Here is a 23,845-nt window from a genome sequence, read left to right on the forward strand (position 1 = left end):
ATAGACGTTATGTCATCTCATCATATTGTTAGAGAAAATCAAGAACCTGCTCTTCTGATTGAAGATCTTTCCCTCATTGATGAAGAAGATTTGGGACAGCTGCTCGAGTGGAGCCCAACGATTGTCATCGAAGAAGAAACAATTGATCTATTGGATGTGCGCGGCTATAAGTTCGATATTGTTTTTACAAAAAATTATATTAGCGGATCACAGGAAAATCTGAAAGTGATTTCCTACGGCAATGACTTTCTAAAGGTGGCGATTGAATACCTTATCGCGCATCACTATAAGGCCGTGAATATTGTAACAGAACAGCTTGATATCGATTACTATAGCCCTTACCTTGAGCAGATTAATATAGTCCTTTTTTCCAAAGGTATTCGTTATTATTATGTGACTACTGGTTTTACAAAGTGGAAACCGGCCGGAGAAAGGATCCAAATTGCGAGCGCTCCTGTTAACGAACAAATCGTGCATACAGGATTGATCAAGATAAACGAAAACGAGTACGAGGTGGAAAATGATGGCTTATTTGTTCTTCAATTTTCCCAAGAAAAATATATTTTAATAGGAGAGAAGATTGCATGATAAAAATAGAATTGGCAGAACAAAGTGATATCAGAAGTGTTTCTAATATGGCCCATATTATTTGGCCGAATGCTTATGGCGATATCCTTTCGCAGGATCAAATAGACTTTATGCTGGAAAAAAGCTATTCGATAGAAGGGCTTGCAGAAAGTATGGTCAATGGGCAGTTTTTTTATCTTTTAAAAGAAGATGGCATTGCTCAGGGATTCGTTGCCTTGCGAACTCTTGAAGATAAAATACGGATAGAAAAACTCTACTTGATGCCTGATGTACAGGGCAAAGGGTTCGGGAAAGTTCTGATAGACTTCGCTACTGAAAAAGCAGTATTAAAAGGGAAAGATATTGTTGAACTCAATGTAAATAGAAATAACCCTGCTTACCATTTTTATTTGAAGCAGGGCTTTGAGGTGATCGAAGCAGTTGATATTCCTTATTATGATTATGTCTTAAATGACTATGTGATGCAGAAGAAGGTCAAATCTTCGGCTGTATCTTAATCTTTTAGTTTTTCGACACGGGAGGGAGTTTGTTTTCCCTCTACAATTCCTGAGGTACCTATAGCGATTGCTTCAATGCTGGAAATGATATTTTGTACATTTAAAGTGGATACTTCGTCTTTTACCGTATGATAATATTCATCCTTATCCATTTGCGATGTTGAGAATGAATGCGCAGGCACTCCTTTAGCCGCTAATACAGCATTATCGCTTCGATAGAAGAGATTTTGTTTGGTATATGGATCTGGATAGAATCGGAAGGTTGTGTTTTTTAGATTTTCCTGCATTAATTCCCCTAAGTTAGAATGGTCATATCCTGTAATATACACCGTATTAGGGCCGAATTTTGAATCTTTTCCGATCATTTCCATGTTGATCATGGCAATCACTTGGTCTGCATCAATATGGTTGGAAAAATATTTTGAACCGTACATGCCGAGTTCTTCTGCAGTAAAGGCAACAAAAATAAGTGTCCTTTCATTCTTGTTTTGTTTTTTATAGTAATCCGCTAAGGTTAACATCGCCGTAACACCTGAAGCATCGTCATCAGCACCGTTGGCAATAGAATCTTGTCCTACAGCCGGAAGGATACCGATATGATCATAATGCCCTGAAAAGATCACATATTCGTTTGGTTTGCTTTTTCCGGGTATTATTCCCGCCACGTTAAATAGGGGAACTTTTTTAAGTTCTTTTTTAATCTGAACCTGGTATGTTGTTGGCATTTCCTTTGTCAGGAGATAAACAATCGAGGGCTTCTGTTGCGAGGATTCCTCCACAAACTTGGGCGAATTGAGCATTTTACCAAAACGTAGAAAATAGTTTTCGAAAGAAGGGTCTACCAAGACAAGTGTATTTTCTTTGGATAAAGAATGTTCCCTGAATACCTTCGCAAAATCATCGTTTGATTTTATTTCTGCTACTTTGATCTTGCTGTTATTATCCCATTGCAGATTCACCTGATTGCCGAGGGAAATGATGTGATCAGCTGGAATACTCTTGTTATTGACCGTTGCGGATTTGCTTAGTGGAGAAATTTGATCCAGTTGAAATGTTTGTCTAAAATTCTGTTCAGCATAAGGTTTTAATCCTATTCGTTTCATTTCGCCTGCTATAAAATCTGCTGCTGGTTCAATATCTTTTGTCAAGGCGGACCTGCCGCGCATATCATCTGAAGCTAAAGTATTGAGAATACGGCCTACATCCTGACGTTCTTGATCGGAAATGACCTGTTGTCCATAGGTAATTGCCGAGATGGCAAATAGAGACAATGACAAAATAATTTTAGGTATTGAATTCATATAAAGCTTAGTAAAGTCTGGATGAAGATAAGGAAAATTCTACAAGTGGATTAAGGGCGGAAAAAATGTAGTATATTTGAATATTAAATTGTTTGAAAATGAAAGAAGTATCTGTACAAGAATTAAAGAATAAAATCGATAATAACGAAGATTTTCAATTGATTGATGTTCGTGAGCCTTTTGAATATGAAGTATCAAATTTAGATGGATTGAACATCCCTCTTTCGGGTATACTGATTGAGGCGGATAAGATTGCAAAAGACAAACCTGTTATTGTCCAATGTCGTTCAGGAAAACGTTCTGCGCAGGCGATTATGTTATTGGAACAACAGGGTTTTGATAACCTCGCAAATTTAAAAGGCGGTATCCTGGCTTGGAAAGAGGAAATCGATCCAGAGTTAGACGTTTATTAATATGAAGAATTTGGAGCATCAGACTAAACAAGCTTTCTTGTTTAGTCTTGCTTTTTATATCGTAGCTATTTTAGCACGATTGTTTAACCTAGGTGTTTTCCCCATATTAGGCAGTCTTTCCATTCTATTATCTCTTTTATGGGTGATTTTGGCGCTAAGGGAGATCATGCTTTCAAGAACAGTTTCTAACACAGAAAGGATGTTTATGGCCCTAGCAATAGTTTTACTAAATGTTGTTGGTGGTGTATTTTATTTCTTTTTTGGCTGGAGAAAACAGGTGTTGGGATTAATGAAAAAATAATATGCTAAAGTATTTTATACTAAATATAGTTTTGAGTTTGGCCATTGTGTTTTTAGTCTACAGTGGTTTTGAAGGATATAAGGCCGGGAATATGCTGGTAACAGGATTGTCCATTGCATTTTTGGTCGTTTTGATATATCTCCGTGTGGTTTTGAGTAAAAGAGTGCGGGCGCTTATCCAGGAAAAGGAGAGTGGCAAAAAGCAGCAACCAACTGTCAAACAAAAGAGAAAGTAAATAAAAAAGCCTGCATTAAGCAGGCTTTTTTATTTACTTAACAAACGGGGGTTTTGTTACTCTTGCTTTTACTTTTTGATTGCGGATCAGAATGAAAATATCGGTTCCGTCTTTGGAAAAGGCTGTGTCAACATAACCTAAGCCAACTGATTTTTTCAATGTTGGTGATTGCGTACCAGAAGTAACACGTCCGATTACATTTCCGTCTGCATCAACAATTTCATAATCATGACGAGGAATTCCTCGGTCGATCATTTCTAGTCCTACAAGTTTTTTCTTTAGTCCAGCCTCTTTCTCCGCTTTTAATGCCGCAGCGTTAACGAAGTCTTTTGTAAATTTAGTTACCCAGCCTAGTCCAGCCTCCAAAGGAGATGTATTGTCGTCGATATCATTTCCATAAAGGCAGAAGCCCATTTCTAAGCGTAAAGTGTCACGTGCACCCAAACCAATCGGTTTGATGTCGTAAGCTTTTCCAGCTTCGAAAATAGCATCCCAAACTTTTTGAGCATCTTCATTGGCTACATAGATTTCAAAACCTCCAGCGCCTGTATATCCGGTCGCAGAGACCAAAACATTTTCCACACCTGCAAATGTACCTTTTGCAAAGGTGTAATATTCCATCGGAGCCAATTCAATATCTGTAAGCGATTGGAGTGCATCTGCAGCTTTTGGTCCTTGCACCGCAAATAAAGAGGTTTGATCTGAGATATTCTTCATCTCTACACCATCTGTATTGTACTTTGAAATCCAGTTCCAGTCTTTCTCAATATTTGATGCGTTCACAACCAAAAAATATGTCTTATCGTCTATACGGTATGTTAGGAAGTCATCAACTACACCACCAGTTTCATTTGGGATATAAGCATATTGAACTTTGCCGTCGTATAATTTTGACACATCATTGGAAGAGATTTTTTGAAGTAGATCCAAGGCTTTTTCACCTTTCAGGATGAATTCACCCATGTGACTTACATCAAAAACTCCTACACCTGTACGAACTGTTTCGTGCTCATCGTTTATGCCTGTGTATTGTACTGGCATGTTGAAGCCTGCAAAGGGAACCATTTTTGCTCCTAAAGCAATGTGCGTCTCCGAAAGGGCAGTATTTTTTAACATAAAAATTAAGTTTTAATCAGCTACAAATTTAATAAAATATACGTGATTCCTAGCTGTGAATCTATTTTAGAGCAATCGATTTAATTGCTTATTTTCAGTGAATAAATCGTGAGGTCATTATCCTCGCTGTCGGTATCTTCACAAAGCAGGAAAACTAAGCCTTGCGCCGTTTTTTCTTTTAAGGTGATCCCTTCAAATTTGTGTTTTTCGGGGATTTCAAACGTCTCTGGTTTAGCCGTTAAGTCTGAAGGCAGTTTCCCAAGGATCGACCCCCCTATTTCTCCATCCAGATAGGTGGATTTCGCATCTTCTGCTGTAGCGATAAAATAGATTTCGCTTCCGACCAATATGGCATCTGAAAAACCTGTCGGAATACCATTGAGTTTGGGCAGTTCCATCGGGATGCATCTCGATTTATCCCTGGCCAGAGGATGATATTCCAGAATGGCATTAATGCCTTTGGGACCATTTCCCCGATTAAAAAATAAGATCTTATCGTGCAAATGAACGACCCCTTCAATGTTGAAGTCCTCTCCGGAAATGTTGAATTCGTCCATTAAAAAAGAATAGACTTGACTATAGTCTTCCTGAGTGACAGTTTTGCCATCCCAGGTAAAACGACTTTTCCTTTTGGGGGTTGAACCTGAGCCGTAGAGATAATAGCGATTTCCGTCGAAAGTAATGGACTCTAAGTCCATTTTATCTGCTTTGGCAATGTTTTCCATTGAATGGGACTGCTGCAGTACCGTTTTGGACAATTTTTGATCTGTTAAGTGATAACTATAGATATAATTGCTGTTGTCCGATACGATATGGAGCTGATTATCGTGATAAACAATACCTGAAGCTGCGGTAATCCCAGAGATGCTGATAAAGGCTTCGAGAATTAGTTTTAACATACTTCGTTGAGATTTAATAGTTCCAGTACGCGGATGAAATCAGGTTGTAAAGCTGCTTTTAGGTGTACATATTCTCCCGATAGCGGGTGTTTAAAGGTCAGCTCTGACGCATGTAGCAACATGGTGTCCATTTGGTATGTTTCTTTCCAGAACTTATTTTGTTTATTGCAGCCGTGAGGACGGTCTCCAATTATAGGATGAAAGATATGGGCAAAGTGCCGCCGCAGCTGATGCATACGGCCCGTAATAGGGGTCGCTTCGACAAGGCTGTAACGCGAAGTCGGAAATTTTCCGAACGGAATATCGAGTTCGCTTTGAGCAAGTAGGCGAAAGGAGGTTTGTGCCTCCTGTGTTGTACCATCATCCCTTTTTAAAGGATAATCTATCAGGCCTTCCGTAGGAGCGAAACCTCTCAGCAAGGCCAGGTATTTTTTGTCAATCTGACGCTCCTGAAAGCTCTTTTGTAAGTACTGATCAGTCTCTTTGTTCAATGAAAATAATAATATCCCACCAGTTTTTCTATCCAGGCGATGGGCAGGATAGACAGTTTTTCCCAATTGGTCCCTTAATAATTGGAGCGCAAACTCCGAAGCATCGCGTGCTATGGAAGAGCGGTGGACCAATAGTCCATGGGGTTTATTGATTGCGACAATGGAATCGTCTTCGTATAGTATTTCTAAGGGCATATTAGATCTTTTTCAATGCAGCAATAATTTCGTCTGCTTTTTCGTCAATTTTAGGACTTAGCCAGATATGCTTAAATGCCCCTCCGCCTATAATCTGTTCGGTACCCTGCCATTTGATTTTCGTCAAGGAGAATAAATAGTAGTTGTCTACTACAACCGAGCTTTGGATAAACCTATCAACAATGTCCTTACCGAAGAGCTGCATACCCAATCCGAAAAATTCCTGATCCTTTGCGTGAAGTTGACTTTTTAGGAGCTGTTCGGCTTTTGCGCGTACAATTTTCTCATGGTCCTCTTTACTTGGGTTCGTCAAGATTGCAGCTAGCATGATCAGGATCAATAGCAGTGCGAATATTCTTTTTTTACTCATTTTTTTCAATTCTAGTTTTAGATGATATCATACACCTATAGTGATCAAAATTATTAAATAGATATCAGATATGTGGAATTGTTTTGTGGGAAAAGCCCAGGATAAGGGCTTTATCTATGGGAAAGTCGCTAACTGTACCTTTAGATGCCGTTCAATAAGGAGAATGCCCAGCTAAATAAAGTCCAGATCAGGTAAAATGTAACACCGATCAATATAAAAAGGACAGCGAGTATACTGATTATAATCCCTATGCCGGAACCTGTATGTTTTCCTTCGTAATAGTGCTGTCGCAGTAATTTGATGTTCTTTTCGTTGGCCTTGCTAAAAAAGTCGAAAAGGTTCCCTAAGAAAGGGATGCTGCCTAAAACAGCATCAAAGGAGATATTGAGCAGCATGCGGATCACTAATTTTGGACTGGCTCCATTACGCCACATGGCTATGACAAGTACGAGAGATGTTCCAAAACCTGCTATTGCACCGCCTAAGGGAATAAGATTCAAGACTGGATCTAATCCGAAGCGGAAGTTACCAATCTTGAATTGATTATCCATCAACCAGGATATTCGGTCAATCCAACCGAAATCCTGGTCAATTTTTTTTAATTTATTTTCAGGAGATAGTTCTCTGCGCATGTTTATAGTAACTCGAACGAAGCGCTGATTTCACTCGTCACTTTCATCGGTCTGATATTCAAGTCAAGTCCATTGCCGCCAGCACTGTCTGCCGCTTCAGCCATAGCGCCTTTATACATTGCATTGCGCATCATCGGTTGAGCGCCAAAGATAATTTGCTGTGGAGTTTCCGATAATACGATCGCTTTACCAATTTTTTGACCTGCTGCTTCTGCTAGAATCTGCGCATTGGCTTTGGCATCCAGTACAGCTTTCGTCTTTAGATTTTTTTCCAGTTCCTTTTTCTTCGAATAATCATATTCGCTGATGTAAGTACTTTGGATACCTGCTTTGTCAACACCATCTAGCAGCTGATCTAAATTATTCAAGTTAGTCACCTTGATGCGGTATTGTCTAGACAGCAAGATATCGGTGTCTTTTTTCTTTTTGTCGGGTACATTGTAACTCCAGATATTTTGGATCGTAAAATCTTCTTTTTTTACACCGGCCTTCATGGCCGAGTCAAACAGATCTTTTTCTAGTTTGTCAATAGCTGCTTTTTTCTTGGTATTGCCATTCTCATAAAACTCTTTTAGGGTAACATCGATATATATGATATCTGGTGTTACTTCTTCTTCTGCACGGCCTACCGTGGATACAAATTCTTTATTAACCATTTGTTGCGCGTTTACTTGAGTCATCAAACCTAAAAAGGCTAGTCCTAATAATATTTTTTTCATATTTTTTGTCTTAAAGTTTTATAATAATACGATTGCCATTATCGCTTTGCTACAAGATTGGAGCCAAAGTTTACGAAAAAGTTTAACGGATAAAAAAAATAAAAAGGTTAAGATTTTTGATTTTATTTCTATACCTTTAGGGAAATTAATAATATAGTGCCATGCAAGAAGGTAAAGTAAAATTCTTTAATGAGACCAAAGGTTTCGGTTTCATCATCCCTAACTCAGGCGAGAGCGAAATTTTTGTTCACGTTTCTGGATTAGTAGACAAAGTTCGTGAGAATGACAATGTATCTTACGAAGTTGAACAAGGCCGTAAAGGTCTTAATGCGGTAAATGTAAGAGTTATCTAATTAGATTGAAGATATATTTATTGTGAAAAAGCCTATGCGAACAGCATGGGCTTTTTTATTTTAAAACGAGAGGAGGGCGCCTGTGTGGATTCACTTGCTAAAATAATTTGGACTGATAATTGTAATAGCTTATTTAAAAATATTCAGTGAAGATGAAACGTATTTTAGTATTGGGACTGTCCATTGTTGTTGCTATTTCCATGTCGGCATGTTATTCGACATATCATAGCCATGGGCAGGGTTCAAAAAAGATGCCCCCTGGACAGGCTAAAAAGTATTACGGAGAGCAATCTGCCCGTGATTTCGCTCCAGGACAGCAGAAGAAAAAAAATAGATATTAATTCTTTTAAGGTTCCATTCGGCGTAGCGGTGTATGATTGCAGTCCATGGAAAATTTCTTTTTGACTGTCATCGACTGGTATAAAGAGGTAGCAAAAATAGCATAAAAAAAGCTTTCACAAATCTTGTGAAAGCTTTTTTTATGGGGTCAAATCTAAGCAAATGGATCTTTATCAGGAGCCGGCGGTATTGGATTTGATGGTTGCGAACTTCCAAAAGGATCTTGTGGACGAGAAGAGCCAAAAGGATCTTGGCTTTGGTTAAATGGATGATTCGTGCCATTTTCTATTGCTTTAGGATCTGGGCCATATTGATTCGAAGCCTTGTCGCCTTCTAAAACCAATAAGTAGAGCAGATAAATCCATCCAATAAACGGAATCAATACAACTAATATAAACCAGCCCGATTTATTGGTATCGTGTAATCTTCTTACTGTAACGGCTAGGCCCGGGATCAGTAGGGCTAAGCTTACTAGACCGGAGACGTAAGTAAATAAGCTCGCAATTTGCCCTAGTATTGCAAATACCGCACTAATGATAAGATTTGCGAGAAAAAACATCCAATATTCTTTTCGGCGGGCTCTCCCCTCAAAATTTGCGTAGTTGTCTCGGACAACTTTTAAAAAGGCTTCTTTAAGTTCCATATCTTTTAATACTTTTTTAGGTGAAAATGATGTTAGTAAATCAAATGTTATTTCAATTTTGTTACAATAAATGTACCAAGAATTTATCCAAGAGAACAATTATTATAATAGGATAAGTGTTTGGCGGAGCTACAGTTGCTGGTTTGAGCGGCGGGATATATATTCATTTGTGCTTCGCTCATTCGCCTTTTTGTATATGACGGTCGAATGGAATTAGCTTTTGAACGGTAAAAGTTGTTGGTGTCTTACCTGAAAATCTCTTCGAGTATATAGAGCGATTTTATTTCTTTAAAATTTGTGCGATGGAGTCGATAGAAGTCCAATACCTTTTCCAATAAGAACTGCCGGTCCGAGCTAGTCATTTTGATCTTGTCACAATTTGAATACTCTGATTCGATTAAATTTCTGAAAATTGAAGTGTGCGGTTCCTGCAATACCAGCGGATGTTCAGGAAGACTGTTGGAGAATGTCGCTTCATGCAGATTGAAATAGGGGAGGGCCTGTTTTGATTCGGCAGGATAGAATCCGAGAAAACGTGTCAGTTTGATTAAGAAGACGAGATGAAAATTGGCTAGATTTAAATGAGTTTCATCCAACCAGCAGATAGAGTGATGGATAAATTCAAAAAGGTAGCTGTCGTTTTCCTGTTCCTTCAGAATTTTATAGAGTATTTCATTCAGAAAAAGTGCGAGCGAGCTTTTGACAATATCATAAGGGATTTCTTGTAAAGCAGGAACTTGACGAGCTTCGGAAATCCGTTGCAGCGAACCATTGTCTTTGTGAGTGGCGACAATTTCAAGTAAATGTAAGGGTTGGAGAATATTGGCCTTGATCTTCGCTTTAGGCTTCCTTGCTCCAGTAATAAGATAGGATTGCATACCAAATACTTCTGTGTATATCTGTGCAACAAGACTGCTTTCCGAATAGTTGGTTGTTTTTAAGACTATACCTCTAGTTTTATTGAGCATCTCCTTCTTTTTCTTTTTTATGAGCTTCTTCACGCATCTCAATAATGGCATTTCGGTCAACTTTACGAATCATGCGATAGATTAAAGTCAGGACACCGATACTAAATGTGATAACTCCGACCAGCATAGCGAGTTTATACCAATTAGAACGCTGTTCCATAAGGTAATATCCCAAGATGACCAGCAAAACACCGATGATTATTTCCCTTAGACCCTTGCGAAGATATTTGTTCATAAATGTGAATTGTTGAAAACTATTTTTCTTTACAAAGCAAATATAATACAATAAAATCCTTTATTTTTGCCATTACCATTCCTGTGCAGAACTATTTTTAAAAATAATTCCCATTATCTTGTTGCTTATCCCAAAAAAAATATAGATATTTGCAAACTCTTTGCAGAGAGTGCAAAGGATTAACATATTGTAATAAAGACAACAAAAAAATAATATCATGTCAAGAATTTGTGATTTAACAGGCAAAGCGGCGTTAACAGGAAATAACGTTTCTCACTCAAACGTTAAAACTAAACGTAAATTCTATCCAAATTTACAAACTAAACGTTTTTACATTCCAGAAGAAGATCGTTGGATTACGTTGAAAGTATCTACTTCTGCTATCAAGACTATCAACAAGAACGGGATTACAGCAGCGATCAATAAATTTATCGTTAAAGGGTCAATCTAATTGATTGTCGCGCCTGTTACATTAAGATTATTCATGAATTTCAATCCTATAATAGGATTCAAAATAAAGTAAAACAATGGCTAAAAAAGGAAATAGAGTACAAGTTATCTTAGAATGTACTGAACACAAAGAAAGTGGTCTTCCGGGAATGTCTCGTTACATCACTACTAAAAACAAAAAGAACACAACTGAGCGTTTGGAATTGAAAAAATTCAACCCAGTATTGAGAAAAGTTACTGTTCATAAAGAAATTAAGTAAGTCACACATCTTGGCGCTCGAAAGAGGGGCTAAGTAAAATATTAATATACCATGGCAAAGAAAGCAGTTGCATCGTTACAAAAAGGTGGCGGTAAAGAATTTACAAAGGTTATTATTACTACTAAATCTGCAAAAACTGGCGCGTATACTTTCAAAGAAGGTATGGTTCACAACGATAAAGTGAAAGACGTCGTTGCAGCAGCTCAAAAATAACTAGTAGCATTTTCCTTTTTTAAAGTTTTTCTTTAAAAAGAATTCGATAAAAATAGCCGTTTTGGTATCCTACCGAAAGGGCTTTTTTTGTTGAGGACATTTGTTTATATTTGAACATCAATTTTCACTACTACACTCCATGGGATTATTTGATTTTTTTAAGAAAAAACCACAAACACAAGAAGAAGAACAGGCCTTAGATAAAGGTTTGGAAAAAACAAAAGAAGGATTTCTTTCCAAAATAACAAAAGCAGTCGTCGGTAAATCAACAGTCGATGATGATGTATTGGATAATTTGGAAGAGGTTTTGGTTACTTCTGATGTAGGGGTTACAACTACTTTAAAGATCATTGATCGCATACAAGCTCGCGTAGCCCGCGATAAATATGTCTCTACTTCCGAATTAAACGGCCTGCTGAAAGAGGAGATTCAAACCTTATTGGCAGAAAATAACAGTGCTGATTTCGAGAATTTCAATTACGGCGATCATAAACCATATGTCATTATGGTTGTTGGTGTTAACGGAGTCGGTAAAACGACCACCATTGGCAAGCTCGCTCATCAGCTTAAACAAGCTGGAAGTAAAGTGGTGCTGGGCGCGGCAGATACCTTTCGCGCAGCGGCGGTTGATCAGCTTAAATTATGGGGAGAGCGTGTGGGGGTACGTGTCGTTGCTCAGGCAATGGGCTCGGATCCTGCTTCAGTAGCCTATGATACTGTAAAATCGGCGGTGGCAAATGGAGAAGACGTGTGTATCATTGATACCGCAGGCCGTTTGCACAATAAGGTTGGGCTAATGAATGAGCTCACTAAGATCAAAAATGTGATGCAGAAGGTTGTTCCTGGTGCACCACATGAAATCTTGTTGGTCTTGGATGCATCGACAGGGCAAAACGCCATTGAGCAATGTACTCAATTTACACAGGCAACCGATGTGAACGCTTTAGCATTGACTAAACTCGATGGAACGGCTAAGGGTGGGGTGGTTATTGGTATATCTGATCAATTTAAGATCCCGGTGAAATATATTGGTGTAGGAGAGAAAATTGGTGATCTTCAGTTGTTTAACAAAAAGGAATTTGTCGACTCCCTTTTCAAATAGAGTCTACCGTCTAATCATATGAAGACAAAATACGCGAAACCAGCCCCTTTGATTAATAAACCACGTGTCAATGTGGTAACATTGGGCTGTTCGAAAAATATTCACGATAGTGAAGTGCTGATGGGCCAGTTAAAGGGCAATCAGATGGAAGTTGTACATGAAGCATCCAATATACAGGCAAATGATATTGTCGTAATCAATACTTGCGGTTTTATTGATAATGCCAAACAGGAATCAATTGATGCGATCTTACAATATTCGGATCTGAAAGAGCAGGGTAAAATCAATAAAGTGATCGTTACAGGCTGTCTTTCTGAACGATATAAGCCAGAGTTACAGTCTGAAATCCCCAATGTTGATGCCTTTTTCGGTACGAATGATTTGCCGGATCTGTTGTCATCCATTGGAGCTGATTATCGACACGAGTTGCTGGGTGAGCGCTTATTGACAACACCTTCGCATTTTTCTTATTTTAAGATCGCTGAAGGTTGTAACCGCCCTTGTTCTTTTTGTGCAATTCCTTTGATGCGTGGTAAACACGTTTCTAAATCCATAGACGATCTTGTGAAAGAAGCAAAATTTCTCGCGTCGAACGGTACGAAAGAATTGATTCTGATTGCACAAGACCTAACCTATTATGGCTTAGATATCTATGGAAAACGCAATCTTTCTGATCTGATGCGTCATTTGTCAGATGTTGATGGTATCGAATGGATCAGACTGCAGTATGCCTATCCTTCGGGCTTCCCAATGGATATTTTGGATGCAATGAACGAACGTTCGAATATCTGTAATTACTTGGATATGCCATTGCAACATATTTCTGATCCTATGCTGAAGTCTATGCGAAGAGGTACAACGAAACAGAAACAGATCGATCTTGTCAAAGCGATACGTGATAAAGTTCCGGATATCGCATTGCGTACAACCCTTATCTGTGGATACCCAGGAGAGACGGAGCAAGACTTCCAGGAAATGTTGGAATGGGTGGAAGAAACGCGTTTTGACCGATTGGGATGCTTTACCTATTCTCACGAAGAAAAAACGCATGCGCATTCATTGGAAGATGATGTGCCGCAAGAAATAAAAGAAGAGCGTGTAGAAGCGATTATGGAGGTGCAGCAAGGCATTTCTTATGAAATCAATCAGTCAAAAGTGGGTAACACGTATAAAGTATTGGTTGATCGCGTTGACGGTGACTATTTTATAGGCCGTACAGAATACGATTCTCCCGAAGTCGACAATGAGGTATTGATTCCGGCTGCAGACTCTTATGCACGTATCGGTGATTTTGTTCAGGTGAAAATCGACCGCGCTGAAGATTTCGATTTATATGGCGAGATTGTAAGAAAATAAACGTTGCATTTATAAATGATACGAAAAGAGACGGGGCTTCTTATACAGGGAACCCCGTTTTTTTTTCTGAAAGCATCTGATTTTATTGGCCAAAAGGAGCCTTTTTTCGCTTTCATTGCTGTTGGGGGCTGCGAAGTCATGAAGGTTTTTACGCAATTGTCAGTAAAATGATATAATTTAAAAGCAGGACCAGCTTTTTGTGAAAATTCACTATTTTGCCAAGGCAAAAAACAAATTTGTAAACTTACATGCTCTTTAATAACCATGGCTCCGTTAACATCAGATTAGTGAACCCAGTTCGTTTCATTGTGGTTCCATCTTTTTGATTAATGACTTACAGGGCGGCTAATCCTGGATGGTTTGTCATATCGTGTTTGTTGCCAGAGAGATTTTAGTTATGCAATTAAGAATAGAAAATGATTAATGATACTTGCAGATGAAAGCAACTTATATAGAATATAGTGAAACAAATAGCTTCTCTAAGACTTTATTGGCCTACCTGGCGCATGATGAAGCCTTAAAACCTTTTGTTGGAAACTGGCCCACTTGGGCTGGCTTTGAAAAGCAGGTGATTGAAAAGAAGCCTTTTGCTCACCGAAAAATTCTTGTGGAGCGGCTTAAAAAGCAATATGCCGAACTATTAAAAGATTCTCCGGCAGTTGTTGCCAATATAGAGCTGTTATTGGACCAGAATTCCTATACGATAACTACGGGGCATCAGCTTAATATTTTTACGGGGCCTTTATATTTTATTTTCAAGATCATGACCGCTATACGGCTGTCTGAAGATTTACAGGCCAAACACCCGGATAAAAATTTTATTCCCGTGTATTGGATGGCAACCGAGGATCATGATTTTGAGGAAATCAACCATACAAAAGTTTTTGGCAAGAAAATCGGCTGGGATACACCTGCGGTATCTGCTACAGGGCGAATGGATACGGCGACAATTGTTGATGCCGTAAAACAGTATACGAATATTTTAGGGCTTTCCGAAAATTCTGCTAAACTTACCCGTGTTGTGGAAGAAGCCTATTTAAAGCATGATCGACTGTCGGATGCAACACGGTATATGGTCAATGAACTGTTTAAATCCTATGGTCTTGTGATCATCGATGCGGATGACAGAGAGTTGAAAAATCTTTTCAAACCAATTATTAAAGAAGATATCTTAACTGAAAAAAGCTTTAAAGCAATAGAAGCGAGGTCGGAGGAGCTGGAAGCCAACGGTTTCTCTACGCAGGTGCATGCTCGGGAGATTAATTTTTTTTATTTGACGGACGAATTTAGAGAGCGTCTGGTGCTGGCTGCTGACGGCCGATACGAAGTATTGCATCAAAATATATATTTTACCCGAGCGGAGCTGGAACAGGAGATCGAGCGTTATCCGGAGCGTTTCAGTCCTAATGTGGTGATGCGGCCGATGTATCAGGAGATTATACTTCCGAATCTTGCGTACATTGGAGGTGGAGCTGAGATGGTCTATTGGATGCAGTTGAAGTCCAACTTTGACCAATATCACATCGATTTTCCGATTTTGATACCACGCAATTCTGCTATGATAACCGAGGACAACGTTGCAGCGAAGTTGTTTCGTGTTGACCTTACATTTAAGAGTATCTTCCGGCCGGCAGAGGTACTAAAAAAAGAATATGTTCGTCGCCATACGAAAGAGCGTCTAAATCTCAATGACGAATGGATGGAACTGAATGCTATTTTTGGTAAAATAAAGTTGCGAACACATAAGATTGATCCAAGTTTGGGGCCTAGCACTGAAGCTGTAAAAGCACGGTTAAAGAAAGCGATCAATAATTTGGAGAAAAAACTAATGAAAGCTGAAAAGCGCAACCATCAACATGCTCTAACGGATATTGATAATGTAAAGGAAAAGCTCTTTCCTGGTGGAGGGCTGCAGGAGCGCTCTGAAAATTTCGCTTTACTTTATGTCAAATATGGTGATAGCCTCTTTAGAGATCTTTACAAGTACTTTAATCCATTGGATTTTAAGTTTACGATTTTATATTAGAAAGTCAGCTTCGGCTGACTTTTTTGTGAAAGTGTCTGATGTTATTGGTCCGAAAGAACCCTCTTTCGTTTTCATTTCTATTGCTTTCTGCTATATCATGATTTTATTGCAGATATCGGTATATTTCTATTCCTACATTAAAATTCTCATGTTGCACGTTCTGATATCGCCTTATTTTTTCGGGAATAGGTTTCATTTTATTTATATATACGTTGAAATGCTTTGTTTATAATTTCATAATATTTCGTTTAGCTTCTGTTAACAGTTTGGATGTAGTTTTGCTTTCATTATCACAACCAACAACTAAATGAAAGAAATTCTACTTACGACGTGTGCCATTGCACTTGGGACAGGTTTGTACGCCCAAACAACCCAAGCGGGTTTTTCCGGAAAGGTGACGGATGAGAATAACAAAGGAGTTCATGGAGCTTCAATCGAAGTCCGTAATGAATCGACCGGATTCACAACGAAAACCTCAACCAATGCAAATGGTGATTTCAACTTTAAGGAGTTGCCTTTAGGCGGTCCATATACCGTCAAAGTAACTTATATAGGCTATGGCGAACAAGTTCGTTCGGGATTTAATTTAAATCAGGGCGATATTGTGCGCTTAACCATCCCTATTCAAAATACGTCAAATGTTTTGGAAACCGTTGAATTGATCGGAGTAAGTACGCTAAAGAATAAAATTGAAAATCTAGGTGCTGCAACAGCCGTTACCGCAAAGGATATCGCGAAGTTGCCTGTAAACGGTCGGAATTTTACGTCGTTAATGGATCTCTCCCCTTTAAGTAAAGGAGATAATATTGGTGGCCAGTTGGGCTCTTCTACCAATTTTACCATCGACGGGATGAATGCCAAAAATCCGACTTCAGCAGGTTCGACAACCAGCCGTAGTGGTGCACCTTTCTCCATCTCGATAGAAGCAGTCCGAGAATTTAAAGTAGTTACCAATCAATATGATGTGACTTATGGAAGAGCAGGCGGCGGAACAGTCAGTGCGGTAACCAAACAAGGAACAAATCAAACACACGGAAGCGCATGGCTTTATTCAAGGGCAGATTGGTTGTCCAGTCCATACGATATCAGAGGAAATAAACGAAGCAATGATTTCTCTACTTATCAATATGGATTTACATTAGGTGGTCCGATTATCAAGGACAAATTACATTATTTTGTGGCCTGGGATCATCAACGCGATGCACGTCCGCTGATTATTGCGGATATTAATTCGGCGGCAGATGAAAAGCGTTTCAATGTAACACAGTCGACTTTGGATGAGTATATTCGTATAGGGCGTGAAAAATATGGATTGAGCAATGATAGACAGTATGGTTCTTTCGATAAGAAGCGGAATTCTGATGCTGTATTTGGCCGTATAGACTGGCAAATTAACGAGAAGAACTTATTGACGATCCGTGACAACTTTACCAGTGACCTTAATAAGCTTGGTTTAGAGGACAATACTGCCATCAATTTATATGAATCATACGGAAATGACAAGAATATTGATAACAGTTTTTTAGCAACTTTACGGACTTCCATTTCCCCAAAACTAACCAATGAACTGAAATTGCAGCACCTCTATACTTTTCAAAAAAGTAGTCCTGGAGACATGTTGCCTAGTCAAAATATTCCCCGTGCCATTGTAGAGAATGTGGTGTCTACCATTGATGGAAGTAACTTATCAACCAATATTCAATTAGGCGGTCACCGGTTTGCACAGGAGTCCTTTAAAAATAATGTCGTACAGCTGGTCAACAACCTGTATTATAGCACCGATAATATCAATTATACTTTTGGTGTGGATTTGATGTATACACATGCAAATTCAATTTATGGTAGTGAAGTTAACGGACGTTTTCATTTTAGGGACGATGCGACCAATACAGCATTGCAGAATTTTGCAAACTTAAAACCTTATGCATTTTATCGGGAAGTCCCATTAGTGGCAGATCCAACTGTTATCGGGAAGATATTTAATGCTGGTGCATATGGACAGTTGCAGACCAAATTGGCAAAAGGATTGGATTTGGTTGCGGGACTACGATTGGATTATGGTCATTATCCAACCTCTCCACTGAATGAAGAATTGCTGAAAGAAGTGGGTGTACGTACAGATCACAAGTTGAAATCCTTCGTTGTACAGCCTCGTTTCCAGATGACTTGGGATGTGAATGAAGAACGAAAAGATTTTTTCCGCGTGGGAGCAGGTATCTTTGCATCTGATATCAATAACTATATGACCATCAATAACCTGACTTTTGATGGGAAACATTTCGCAACGGTAGATGTTCGTGGCAATGATGTACCTACACCTAATTTTGTGGGATACAGAAAAGATCCGTCTACAACACCGACCTTGGCACAGTTTCAAGTGCCTACGATCAATACCTATGGCGCTGACGCGAAAATACCTGTGGTGTACAAGGCCAATGTATCTTACACGCATTTCTTTACAGAAAAGTTAAAAGCGAGTCTTTCAGGGTATATGAATCTAGGACGCAACAACTACATGTATGTTGATCGCAATATGGTTCAAGATCCGTTCTTTAGATTGGCGAATGAAGATAACCGCGGGGTATTCGTACCGGCGACGGCTATTGTCAATGGTGTTCCAGATTGGAAACAGGGAAGGATTTCCAATAAGTTTGGCCGTGTCTTAGAATTAAACTCTGAGGGTAAAGTGAATCAATTTGCAGTTGTGCTGGATGCGAGCTATCAATACTACAAAGATGGTTCAATTTCTGTAAGTTACACGTGGAACGATGCGAAGGATAACACATCCTACAATGGGAATGTGGCCAATACAGCAACTTTATCACTTGCTGTGAAGGATGATCCAAGAGATTTGAGCAAGATGAGTTATTCGAATAACCAGTTCCGCAATAAAATCGTTATTTATGGTACACTACCCACATTTTATGGTGTCAGTGTAGGTGTTCGCTATTCAGGAATTGGTGGCACACGTTATAGCTTGCTAGCGGGGGGTAATATTAATGGAGATTTTGTGTCTAATTCGAACGATTTAGCCTTTATTTTTGATCCCAATAGTGCCAGCACACCGAAAGCCCTGGCAGATGCGATGAATACCTTGCTGGCGAATGGTGAAGCTAGCCAAAGTCTGAAAGATTATATCAAAAAGTATGAAGGTAAGATGGCGGAACGTAATGGCGGGATCAACAGTTTTTACGGTTTGATTGATTTAAGAATAGCAAAGAAATTTAACCTGTATAAAACACATGCTTTGGAGCTTTCTGCAGACGTCTTCAATGTGGCCAATCTCTTTAAGAAAACTTGGGGAGTCAATGAATCTTTGGGTAATCAATCATTATATGCCGTATCAAAAACAGCAGCAGCAAATGGAAATCCGGAAATCCCGGCATTTGACCCGGTTAAACAGCAGTTTAATTATCGATTGAACAACTCTGGTATCGTATCACCTTCAGGTAACCCATACCAATTTCAATTGGGATTAAGATATTCGTTCTAATCGCATAAAACGATAGAGAAGATTCCTTCGGATACAGCGAAGCCCCCAAAAGCAATACACTTTTGAGGGCTTCGTTTTTTGTAGTCTTTAGAATTAAGCTGATGAAGGCCTGCATACAATAGTTGCTTATAGGCAGATCTATTGAGCGCTATACAAGAACTTTTTCTTTCGGAAGAAAGACTTCAGCCATCATATGACGTACACTTCCGCCGCCACAGGTCTCAATGACATGGAGATCCTGATGAATGATTTTGCCATGCTTTTCTAATTGAGCCGTTTGGTATAAGGTGAGGGAGGATAAGGCCTGATTGCTCAGTACGATAAACCGATTTCCATATTTATTTCTTACCTGTAAGCAGTTTGCCGCGAAAGATTCGAGCTGGTTTTCATTGATTTCAATGATCTCTTTGCCGGTATCTTTTAGGCTCTTTAGCAGGGCTTCAAGTTCCTGCTGATTGTCGATTGCCTGCGGGCATAGGATGGCAAAATCTTCACCTACCGCTAGAACTACGTTAGTGTGGTAGATAGGTCTTCGTTCTCCATTGACCGTTTGGAAGGCATGAAACACAACCGGTGTATAGTTTTCGGTCCGGCAATACTCATCAAGCATATCCTGGTCTGCCCTTTCAGATAAGGCGCAATAGGCGATGCGGTGGGCACGGTCGAGGACCAATGCGCCGGTTCCTTCCAGATATTGTTTGTTGTTTTCGGCCTCACTTAAATCTTTGGTTAGTTTTACATAATAACCGTTCTGTTTTAATGGACCTTCAAAATCCAATAAATGTTCCTTTCGGCGATTGGGAGCAAACATGGGATAGAAAATTATTTTTCCATCCTGATGAAAGGAAACAATATTATTTGGGAAAATACTGTCGGGGCTTTCTGATTTCTCGTCGTCTTGAATGACGGTCACCAAAATTCCATGTGACTTCAGCTCATTTACTAGCGCGTCGAACTCTCCTTGCGCTTCTTTATTGACTTCTTCAACACTGAGATTTGCGATATCCTTCTGGAAGAAGTTGTTGACCGCTGTCTGTTCATTTTTACGGAAGACAGAGGGTCTTACTAAAAGAACGCTGTCTGTTACCTGTTTTCTCATGATTTATAATCGTTACTTCGCTGTTTTATATTAGTTAAAAAGAAATGATATTCGTTTGTTGCGATAATTTACATTTGTCAAAATAGACGCTTCCTTAGCTGGATAACCTTTTCCTCCTCCAGATTTGTGATAACGGAATATTTCCGGGATATCAGGAATCTTTATCAAAAAGTGTACATATTTCGCTCGAAGTCGCTTTACAATTGGTACATATACTAATTTATTGAAAAATCATGGTCATTACAAAAAAGAATAAGGATATAAAGAAAGAAATGAGTGAGGTAAATAGCAGTTAACAGGGTGTTTTTTTTAAATAGTAGCAGTCAAATGTTTTATTGTTTGTTATATTGATAATGAACAGGTGCTATGTTTGTATTTATTCTAAAATTGATTTAGCAAAGACAATCGATTGCATTTCGATTGCTCAGTAAAACTGACTTTTTATACACTTTTTTGCTTCGTTTTCAGTCATTTATTTTGCTATCTTTGCTCATCCAAAAAACGACTGTTTATAAGAGAGTTAATTGCCTAATTATTATGTCGCTAACTATCTATAAGCGTTAACTTTTTGCACACATGAGCAATATACACTTCCAAGAAAAATTCGAAAGTCGCCACAATGGCCCAAGTCCAGTTGAAGCGAATGAAATGTTGGCTAAATTAGGCGTTTCGTCAATTGACCAACTTATTGACCAAACGGTCCCTTCTCAAATTCGTGCTCCAAAACCTTTAAATCTTCCTAAAGCATTGTCTGAGGTTGCCTATTTAAAGCGTATTGCAGAGATCGCTGAGAAAAATAAAGTTTTTAAATCTTTTATTGGTCAAGGTTACTACGATGTAATCCTTCCGGGTGTAATTCAACGCAATGTATTTGAAAACCCAGGATGGTATACACAGTATACGCCTTATCAGGCGGAGATCGCACAGGGTAGGTTACAAGCTTTATTGAACTTCCAGACTGTAATTTGTGACTTCACTGGTTTAGAAATTGCAAATGCTTCGTTGTTGGATGAGGCTACAGCTGCTGCTGAGGCGATGTTTATGCTTTATTCAGCTCGAAAAAATAAAGATGCGAATGTATTCTTGGTGTCGGAAAATGCCTATAAGCAGACGATCGACGTCTTGAAGACCCGTGCCTTGTCTTTCGGTATCGAATTAAAAATTACAGCTATTGCTGAATCAGAATTGACAGATGATGTATTTGCGGCATTTGTCCAATATCCGGCGGCTGATGGTTCTATTGTCGATTATAAATCATTTACAGCTACAGCTCACAGTAAGAATATTACCGTGTGTGCAGCGGCAGATTTGATGAGTTTGGCGTTATTGACGCCTCCGGGAGAATGGGGAGCAGATGTTGTTGTCGGTAACTCGCAACGTTTTGGTGTACCTATGGGCTTTGGCGGTCCTCACGCAGCATATTTTGCTACACGTGATAGCTTTAAGCGTAATATCCCAGGTCGTATCATTGGTGTTACTTCCGATTCAAATGGCAAATACGCGTTACGTATGGCTTTGCAGACTCGTGAACAACATATCCGCCGTGATAAAGCCTCTTCAAATATTTGTACTGCACAAGCTCTTTTAGCTATTATGGCTTCTTTCTATGCCGTGTATCATGGACCGGAAGGGATCAAAAATATTGCATCACGTATAAATGCCTTGGCTAGCCTGTTAGATCAAGCATTACAGTCATTGGGTTATACGCAGTTAAATGTGGCTTATTTTGACACTTTGCGTGTAGATTTAGGAACGCATGCAGGTGCTTTAAAGTCTGAGGCATTAAACAACGAATTGAATTTCTATTATAACGGTTCGCAAGTTTCAATCGCTATCGACGAAACAACAACATACGAGGACATCAAGACGATCGTTAAGGTATTTGCTAAAATTCAGGGTAAAACATTGAATGATGTGGATTTTGATGCATTGGAAGAGAATTTAGGTTCTTCAATTCCAGCTGATTTAGCACGTACTTCTGCCTACTTAACACATCCAAACTTTAATAGCTATCACTCTGAACACGAGATGTTGCGTTATATCAAATCTTTGGAAGCAAAAGACCTATCACTTTGTCATTCTATGATTCCATTGGGTTCATGTACAATGAAATTGAATGCTACAGCCGAGATGGTGCCAGTTACTTGGGCGAGATTCGGTGGTTTGCACCCATTTGCTCCTGCAGATCAAACTTCAGGATATATGCAAATGATTGGTGAGCTGAACGATTGGTTATCTGAGATTACAGGCTTTGCGAAGATGAGCTTCCAGCCAAATTCAGGCGCTCAAGGTGAGTATGCAGGTTTGATGGTTATCCGTGCTTATCATGAAAGCCGTGGCGATCATGGACGTAACATTTGTTTGATCCCTGCTTCTGCACACGGAACGAACCCTGCTTCAGCTTCGATGGCTGGGCTAAAGGTTGTTGTTGTAAAATGTGATGAATTAGGAAACATCGATATTCCAGATTTAAGAGCAAAAGCGGAAGAACATGCTGCAAACTTAAATTCCCTCATGGTGACTTACCCATCTACACACGGTGTTTTTGAAGAGTCTATCATTGAGGTTTGTGAAATTATCCATGCAAATGGTGGTCAGGTGTATATGGACGGAGCTAACATGAATGCACAGGTCGGATTGACGAGCCCAGGTCATATTGGTGCTGACGTATGTCACTTGAATTTACATAAAACATTCTGTATTCCTCACGGTGGAGGGGGCCCTGGTATGGGACCTATCGGTGTTGCAAAACACTTAGTTCCTTTCTTACCTAACCACGAAGTGGTTTCGACTTCTGGTGAAGAGGGTATCTCTGCTGTTTCTGCAGCTCCATTTGGTTCAGCATCGATCTTGCTTATTTCTCATGCTTACATTTCCATGATGGGCGGAGAAGGTCTGACAAATGCGACGAGAACAGCGATATTAAATGCAAACTATATTAAAGCACGTTTGGAAAATGCCTATCCGGTACTATATTCGGGTACAAACGGACGTTGTGCACACGAAATGATCTTGGATTGCCGTGGATTCAAAAACTTCGGTATCGAGGTTGCGGATATTGCAAAACGCCTAATGGACTATGGTTTCCACGCGCCAACAGTTTCTTTCCCTGTTGCAGGAACATTAATGGTTGAACCGACTGAATCTGAGTCTAAAGCCGAGCTTGATCGTTTCTGTGATGCGTTAGTGGCTATCCGTGAAGAGATTGCTGCAGTTGAAGCAGGAGATGTGGATCAAGCAAACAATGTATTGAAACATGCCCCACATACAGCGTCTGTGGTTACTGCTGATGAGTGGGATAGACCATATAGCCGCCAAACAGCTGCATATCCATTAGAATACGTAAGAGATCGTAAATTCTGGCCTTCAGTTGGGCGTGTGAACGATTCTCAAGGTGACCGTACATTGATTTGTTCGTGTCCTTCAATTGAAGAATACGCCGAAGCATAATCTCGGTATGATATAACTGAAAAGCCCCTATGAATAGTAGGGGCTTTTTTATGGAGTTTTCTGTCTAGGTCAGTTTAATCCTATGGATTTTTTACAAATAT

The 23,845-nt window shown here is 39.3% G+C and carries 26 protein-coding genes; 15 read left to right on the forward strand and 11 right to left on the reverse strand.

The genetic code is table 11. The features are described from left to right. Window positions 1–9: 9 nt before the first annotated feature. Both AB1Z56_RS20775 and AB1Z56_RS20780 read left to right on the forward strand, forming a co-directional pair. Complete coding sequence (locus tag AB1Z56_RS20775; RefSeq protein ID WP_426790006.1) at window positions 10–588, forward strand: thiamine pyrophosphokinase; 579 nt, start codon at window positions 10–12, stop codon at window positions 586–588. After that, the gene (locus AB1Z56_RS20780) at window positions 585–1,085 is read left to right on the forward strand and encodes a GNAT family N-acetyltransferase (protein ID WP_426790007.1); all 501 of its coding nucleotides are present in this window, start codon (window positions 585–587) and stop codon (window positions 1,083–1,085) included. The genes AB1Z56_RS20775 and AB1Z56_RS20780 overlap by 4 nt, the downstream gene beginning before the upstream one ends. Here AB1Z56_RS20780 and AB1Z56_RS20785 read toward each other — a convergent pair. Then, window positions 1,082–2,386: a M20/M25/M40 family metallo-hydrolase gene (locus AB1Z56_RS20785; protein WP_309367258.1), complete on the reverse strand. Its 1,305-nt coding sequence runs from the start codon at window positions 2,384–2,386 to the stop codon at window positions 1,082–1,084. The genes AB1Z56_RS20780 and AB1Z56_RS20785 overlap by 4 nt on opposite strands. A gap of 98 nt (window positions 2,387–2,484) precedes the next feature. Here AB1Z56_RS20785 and AB1Z56_RS20790 point away from each other — a divergent pair, with 98 nt between their 5' ends. Genes AB1Z56_RS20790 through AB1Z56_RS20800 form a run of 3 tightly spaced genes read left to right on the forward strand, consistent with a single transcriptional unit; the run spans window position 2,485 to window position 3,335 of the window. Then, window positions 2,485–2,799, forward strand: coding sequence for a rhodanese-like domain-containing protein (locus AB1Z56_RS20790; protein ID WP_286591776.1), 315 nt, complete (start codon window positions 2,485–2,487; stop codon window positions 2,797–2,799). Window position 2,800: 1 nt separating this feature from the next. Further along, window positions 2,801–3,100, forward strand: coding sequence for a PLDc N-terminal domain-containing protein (locus tag AB1Z56_RS20795; RefSeq protein WP_426790008.1), 300 nt, complete (start codon window positions 2,801–2,803; stop codon window positions 3,098–3,100). Window position 3,101: 1 nt separating this feature from the next. After that, a complete protein-coding gene (locus tag AB1Z56_RS20800) occupies window positions 3,102–3,335 on the forward strand; it encodes a DUF6358 family protein (RefSeq protein ID WP_426790009.1) in 234 nt (77 codons plus the stop codon). Window positions 3,336–3,368: 33 nt separating this feature from the next. Here the strand turns inward: AB1Z56_RS20800 and gcvT are convergent, their stop codons facing one another. From gcvT to AB1Z56_RS20830, 6 genes are all read right to left on the reverse strand, one after another. After that, entirely contained in the window at window positions 3,369–4,451 is a 1,083-nt protein-coding gene (gene gcvT, locus AB1Z56_RS20805) for a glycine cleavage system aminomethyltransferase GcvT (RefSeq protein ID WP_309367260.1), read from the reverse strand. Window positions 4,452–4,531: 80 nt separating this feature from the next. Further along, a complete protein-coding gene (locus AB1Z56_RS20810; RefSeq protein ID WP_309367261.1) occupies window positions 4,532–5,350 on the reverse strand; it encodes a DUF6929 family protein in 819 nt (272 codons plus the stop codon). Then, on the reverse strand, window positions 5,344–6,036 hold the full coding sequence (locus tag AB1Z56_RS20815) for a pseudouridine synthase (protein WP_426790010.1): 693 nt from the start codon (window positions 6,034–6,036) through the stop codon (window positions 5,344–5,346). Before AB1Z56_RS20815 ends, AB1Z56_RS20810 begins: the two co-directional genes overlap by 7 nt. Window position 6,037: 1 nt before the next feature. Further along, window positions 6,038–6,406 (reverse strand): DUF4359 domain-containing protein, encoded by a 369-nt coding sequence (locus tag AB1Z56_RS20820; RefSeq protein ID WP_293899377.1) that lies wholly within the window; start codon window positions 6,404–6,406, stop codon window positions 6,038–6,040. Between the two features lie 140 nt (window positions 6,407–6,546). Further along, window positions 6,547–7,038, reverse strand: coding sequence for a DUF4112 domain-containing protein (locus AB1Z56_RS20825; RefSeq protein ID WP_426790011.1), 492 nt, complete (start codon window positions 7,036–7,038; stop codon window positions 6,547–6,549). Window positions 7,039–7,040: 2 nt separating this feature from the next. Further along, a complete protein-coding gene (locus AB1Z56_RS20830) occupies window positions 7,041–7,757 on the reverse strand; it encodes an SIMPL domain-containing protein (RefSeq protein WP_309367264.1) in 717 nt (238 codons plus the stop codon). Window positions 7,758–7,918: 161 nt separating this feature from the next. Between AB1Z56_RS20830 and AB1Z56_RS20835 the strand changes: the two genes are divergently transcribed. Next, window positions 7,919–8,110 (forward strand): cold-shock protein, encoded by a 192-nt coding sequence (locus AB1Z56_RS20835; protein ID WP_046672593.1) that lies wholly within the window; start codon window positions 7,919–7,921, stop codon window positions 8,108–8,110. A 152-nt stretch (window positions 8,111–8,262) separates the two neighbouring features. Continuing rightward, window positions 8,263–8,451: a quinol oxidase subunit 4 gene (locus tag AB1Z56_RS20840; RefSeq protein WP_309367265.1), complete on the forward strand. Its 189-nt coding sequence runs from the start codon at window positions 8,263–8,265 to the stop codon at window positions 8,449–8,451. A 152-nt stretch (window positions 8,452–8,603) separates the two neighbouring features. Here AB1Z56_RS20840 and AB1Z56_RS20845 read toward each other — a convergent pair whose 3' ends face one another. The 3 genes from AB1Z56_RS20845 to AB1Z56_RS20855 all read right to left on the reverse strand — a co-directional run bounded on the left by AB1Z56_RS20845 (window position 8,604) and on the right by AB1Z56_RS20855 (window position 10,295). Next, window positions 8,604–9,092, reverse strand: a complete 489-nt coding sequence (locus AB1Z56_RS20845; protein WP_293899363.1) for a DUF805 domain-containing protein — start codon at window positions 9,090–9,092, stop codon at window positions 8,604–8,606. A 245-nt stretch (window positions 9,093–9,337) separates the two neighbouring features. Beyond that, window positions 9,338–10,060: a DNA repair protein RecO gene (gene recO, locus AB1Z56_RS20850; RefSeq protein ID WP_426790012.1), complete on the reverse strand. Its 723-nt coding sequence runs from the start codon at window positions 10,058–10,060 to the stop codon at window positions 9,338–9,340. Then, window positions 10,050–10,295, reverse strand: coding sequence for a signal peptidase (locus AB1Z56_RS20855; protein WP_309367268.1), 246 nt, complete (start codon window positions 10,293–10,295; stop codon window positions 10,050–10,052). Before AB1Z56_RS20855 ends, recO begins: the two co-directional genes overlap by 11 nt. A 217-nt stretch (window positions 10,296–10,512) precedes the next feature. On the opposite strand from AB1Z56_RS20855, the gene rpmB reads away from it, so the two are divergent. The 7 genes from rpmB (at window position 10,513) to AB1Z56_RS20890 (ending at window position 19,195) form a co-directional block, all read left to right on the forward strand. Further along, the gene (rpmB, locus tag AB1Z56_RS20860; protein WP_046672597.1) at window positions 10,513–10,746 is read left to right on the forward strand and encodes a 50S ribosomal protein L28; all 234 of its coding nucleotides are present in this window, start codon (window positions 10,513–10,515) and stop codon (window positions 10,744–10,746) included. Window positions 10,747–10,822: 76 nt separating this feature from the next. Then, a complete protein-coding gene (rpmG, locus tag AB1Z56_RS20865) occupies window positions 10,823–11,005 on the forward strand; it encodes a 50S ribosomal protein L33 (RefSeq protein WP_002998409.1) in 183 nt (60 codons plus the stop codon). A gap of 51 nt (window positions 11,006–11,056) precedes the next feature. Beyond that, window positions 11,057–11,218 (forward strand): DUF4295 domain-containing protein, encoded by a 162-nt coding sequence (locus AB1Z56_RS20870; protein WP_070562566.1) that lies wholly within the window; start codon window positions 11,057–11,059, stop codon window positions 11,216–11,218. 139 nt (window positions 11,219–11,357) lie between these two features. Beyond that, window positions 11,358–12,320: a signal recognition particle-docking protein FtsY gene (ftsY, locus tag AB1Z56_RS20875; protein WP_309367269.1), complete on the forward strand. Its 963-nt coding sequence runs from the start codon at window positions 11,358–11,360 to the stop codon at window positions 12,318–12,320. 18 nt (window positions 12,321–12,338) lie between these two features. Next, a complete protein-coding gene (gene rimO / locus AB1Z56_RS20880; protein WP_309367270.1) occupies window positions 12,339–13,676 on the forward strand; it encodes a 30S ribosomal protein S12 methylthiotransferase RimO in 1,338 nt (445 codons plus the stop codon). A 436-nt stretch (window positions 13,677–14,112) separates the two neighbouring features. Continuing rightward, a complete protein-coding gene (gene bshC, locus AB1Z56_RS20885) occupies window positions 14,113–15,702 on the forward strand; it encodes a bacillithiol biosynthesis cysteine-adding enzyme BshC (RefSeq protein WP_426790013.1) in 1,590 nt (529 codons plus the stop codon). Window positions 15,703–16,009: 307 nt separating this feature from the next. Further along, entirely contained in the window at window positions 16,010–19,195 is a 3,186-nt protein-coding gene (locus AB1Z56_RS20890; protein ID WP_426790014.1) for a carboxypeptidase regulatory-like domain-containing protein, read from the forward strand. Window positions 19,196–19,343: 148 nt separating this feature from the next. Here AB1Z56_RS20890 and ctlX read toward each other — a convergent pair whose 3' ends face one another. After that, window positions 19,344–20,294: a citrulline utilization hydrolase CtlX gene (gene ctlX, locus AB1Z56_RS20895; RefSeq protein ID WP_426790015.1), complete on the reverse strand. Its 951-nt coding sequence runs from the start codon at window positions 20,292–20,294 to the stop codon at window positions 19,344–19,346. Window positions 20,295–20,870: 576 nt separating this feature from the next. Here ctlX and gcvP point away from each other — a divergent pair. Then, the gene (gcvP, locus tag AB1Z56_RS20900; RefSeq protein ID WP_426790016.1) at window positions 20,871–23,744 is read left to right on the forward strand and encodes an aminomethyl-transferring glycine dehydrogenase; all 2,874 of its coding nucleotides are present in this window, start codon (window positions 20,871–20,873) and stop codon (window positions 23,742–23,744) included. Window positions 23,745–23,845: the final 101 nt, after the last annotated feature.

Origin of the sequence: Sphingobacterium sp. WOUb80, assembly GCF_050058145.1 — a bacterium.
Lineage (GTDB): Bacteria > Bacteroidota > Bacteroidia > Sphingobacteriales > Sphingobacteriaceae > Sphingobacterium.

Coding starts and splice junctions, on each gene's coding strand:
- bshC (WP_426790013.1), top strand. CDS start 14,113: ATGAAAGCAACTTATATAGAATATAGTGAAACAAATAGCTTCTCTAAG.
- gcvP (WP_426790016.1), top strand. CDS start 20,871: ATGAGCAATATACACTTCCAAGAAAAATTCGAAAGTCGCCACAATGGC.
- AB1Z56_RS20835 (WP_046672593.1), top strand. CDS start 7,919: ATGCAAGAAGGTAAAGTAAAATTCTTTAATGAGACCAAAGGTTTCGGT.
- AB1Z56_RS20845 (WP_293899363.1), bottom strand. CDS start 9,092: ATGGAACTTAAAGAAGCCTTTTTAAAAGTTGTCCGAGACAACTACGCA.
- gcvT (WP_309367260.1), bottom strand. CDS start 4,451: ATGTTAAAAAATACTGCCCTTTCGGAGACGCACATTGCTTTAGGAGCA.
- recO (WP_426790012.1), bottom strand. CDS start 10,060: ATGCTCAATAAAACTAGAGGTATAGTCTTAAAAACAACCAACTATTCG.
- AB1Z56_RS20820 (WP_293899377.1), bottom strand. CDS start 6,406: ATGAGTAAAAAAAGAATATTCGCACTGCTATTGATCCTGATCATGCTA.
- ctlX (WP_426790015.1), bottom strand. CDS start 20,294: ATGAGAAAACAGGTAACAGACAGCGTTCTTTTAGTAAGACCCTCTGTC.
- AB1Z56_RS20790 (WP_286591776.1), top strand. CDS start 2,485: ATGAAAGAAGTATCTGTACAAGAATTAAAGAATAAAATCGATAATAAC.
- AB1Z56_RS20840 (WP_309367265.1), top strand. CDS start 8,263: ATGAAACGTATTTTAGTATTGGGACTGTCCATTGTTGTTGCTATTTCC.
- AB1Z56_RS20775 (WP_426790006.1), top strand. CDS start 10: ATGTCATCTCATCATATTGTTAGAGAAAATCAAGAACCTGCTCTTCTG.
- rpmG (WP_002998409.1), top strand. CDS start 10,823: ATGGCTAAAAAAGGAAATAGAGTACAAGTTATCTTAGAATGTACTGAA.
- AB1Z56_RS20825 (WP_426790011.1), bottom strand. CDS start 7,038: ATGCGCAGAGAACTATCTCCTGAAAATAAATTAAAAAAAATTGACCAG.
- AB1Z56_RS20810 (WP_309367261.1), bottom strand. CDS start 5,350: ATGTTAAAACTAATTCTCGAAGCCTTTATCAGCATCTCTGGGATTACC.
- rimO (WP_309367270.1), top strand. CDS start 12,339: ATGAAGACAAAATACGCGAAACCAGCCCCTTTGATTAATAAACCACGT.
- AB1Z56_RS20780 (WP_426790007.1), top strand. CDS start 585: ATGATAAAAATAGAATTGGCAGAACAAAGTGATATCAGAAGTGTTTCT.
- AB1Z56_RS20870 (WP_070562566.1), top strand. CDS start 11,057: ATGGCAAAGAAAGCAGTTGCATCGTTACAAAAAGGTGGCGGTAAAGAA.
- AB1Z56_RS20855 (WP_309367268.1), bottom strand. CDS start 10,295: ATGAACAAATATCTTCGCAAGGGTCTAAGGGAAATAATCATCGGTGTT.
- AB1Z56_RS20795 (WP_426790008.1), top strand. CDS start 2,801: ATGAAGAATTTGGAGCATCAGACTAAACAAGCTTTCTTGTTTAGTCTT.
- AB1Z56_RS20785 (WP_309367258.1), bottom strand. CDS start 2,386: ATGAATTCAATACCTAAAATTATTTTGTCATTGTCTCTATTTGCCATC.
- AB1Z56_RS20800 (WP_426790009.1), top strand. CDS start 3,102: ATGCTAAAGTATTTTATACTAAATATAGTTTTGAGTTTGGCCATTGTG.
- AB1Z56_RS20890 (WP_426790014.1), top strand. CDS start 16,010: ATGAAAGAAATTCTACTTACGACGTGTGCCATTGCACTTGGGACAGGT.
- rpmB (WP_046672597.1), top strand. CDS start 10,513: ATGTCAAGAATTTGTGATTTAACAGGCAAAGCGGCGTTAACAGGAAAT.
- AB1Z56_RS20830 (WP_309367264.1), bottom strand. CDS start 7,757: ATGAAAAAAATATTATTAGGACTAGCCTTTTTAGGTTTGATGACTCAA.
- AB1Z56_RS20815 (WP_426790010.1), bottom strand. CDS start 6,036: ATGCCCTTAGAAATACTATACGAAGACGATTCCATTGTCGCAATCAAT.
- ftsY (WP_309367269.1), top strand. CDS start 11,358: ATGGGATTATTTGATTTTTTTAAGAAAAAACCACAAACACAAGAAGAA.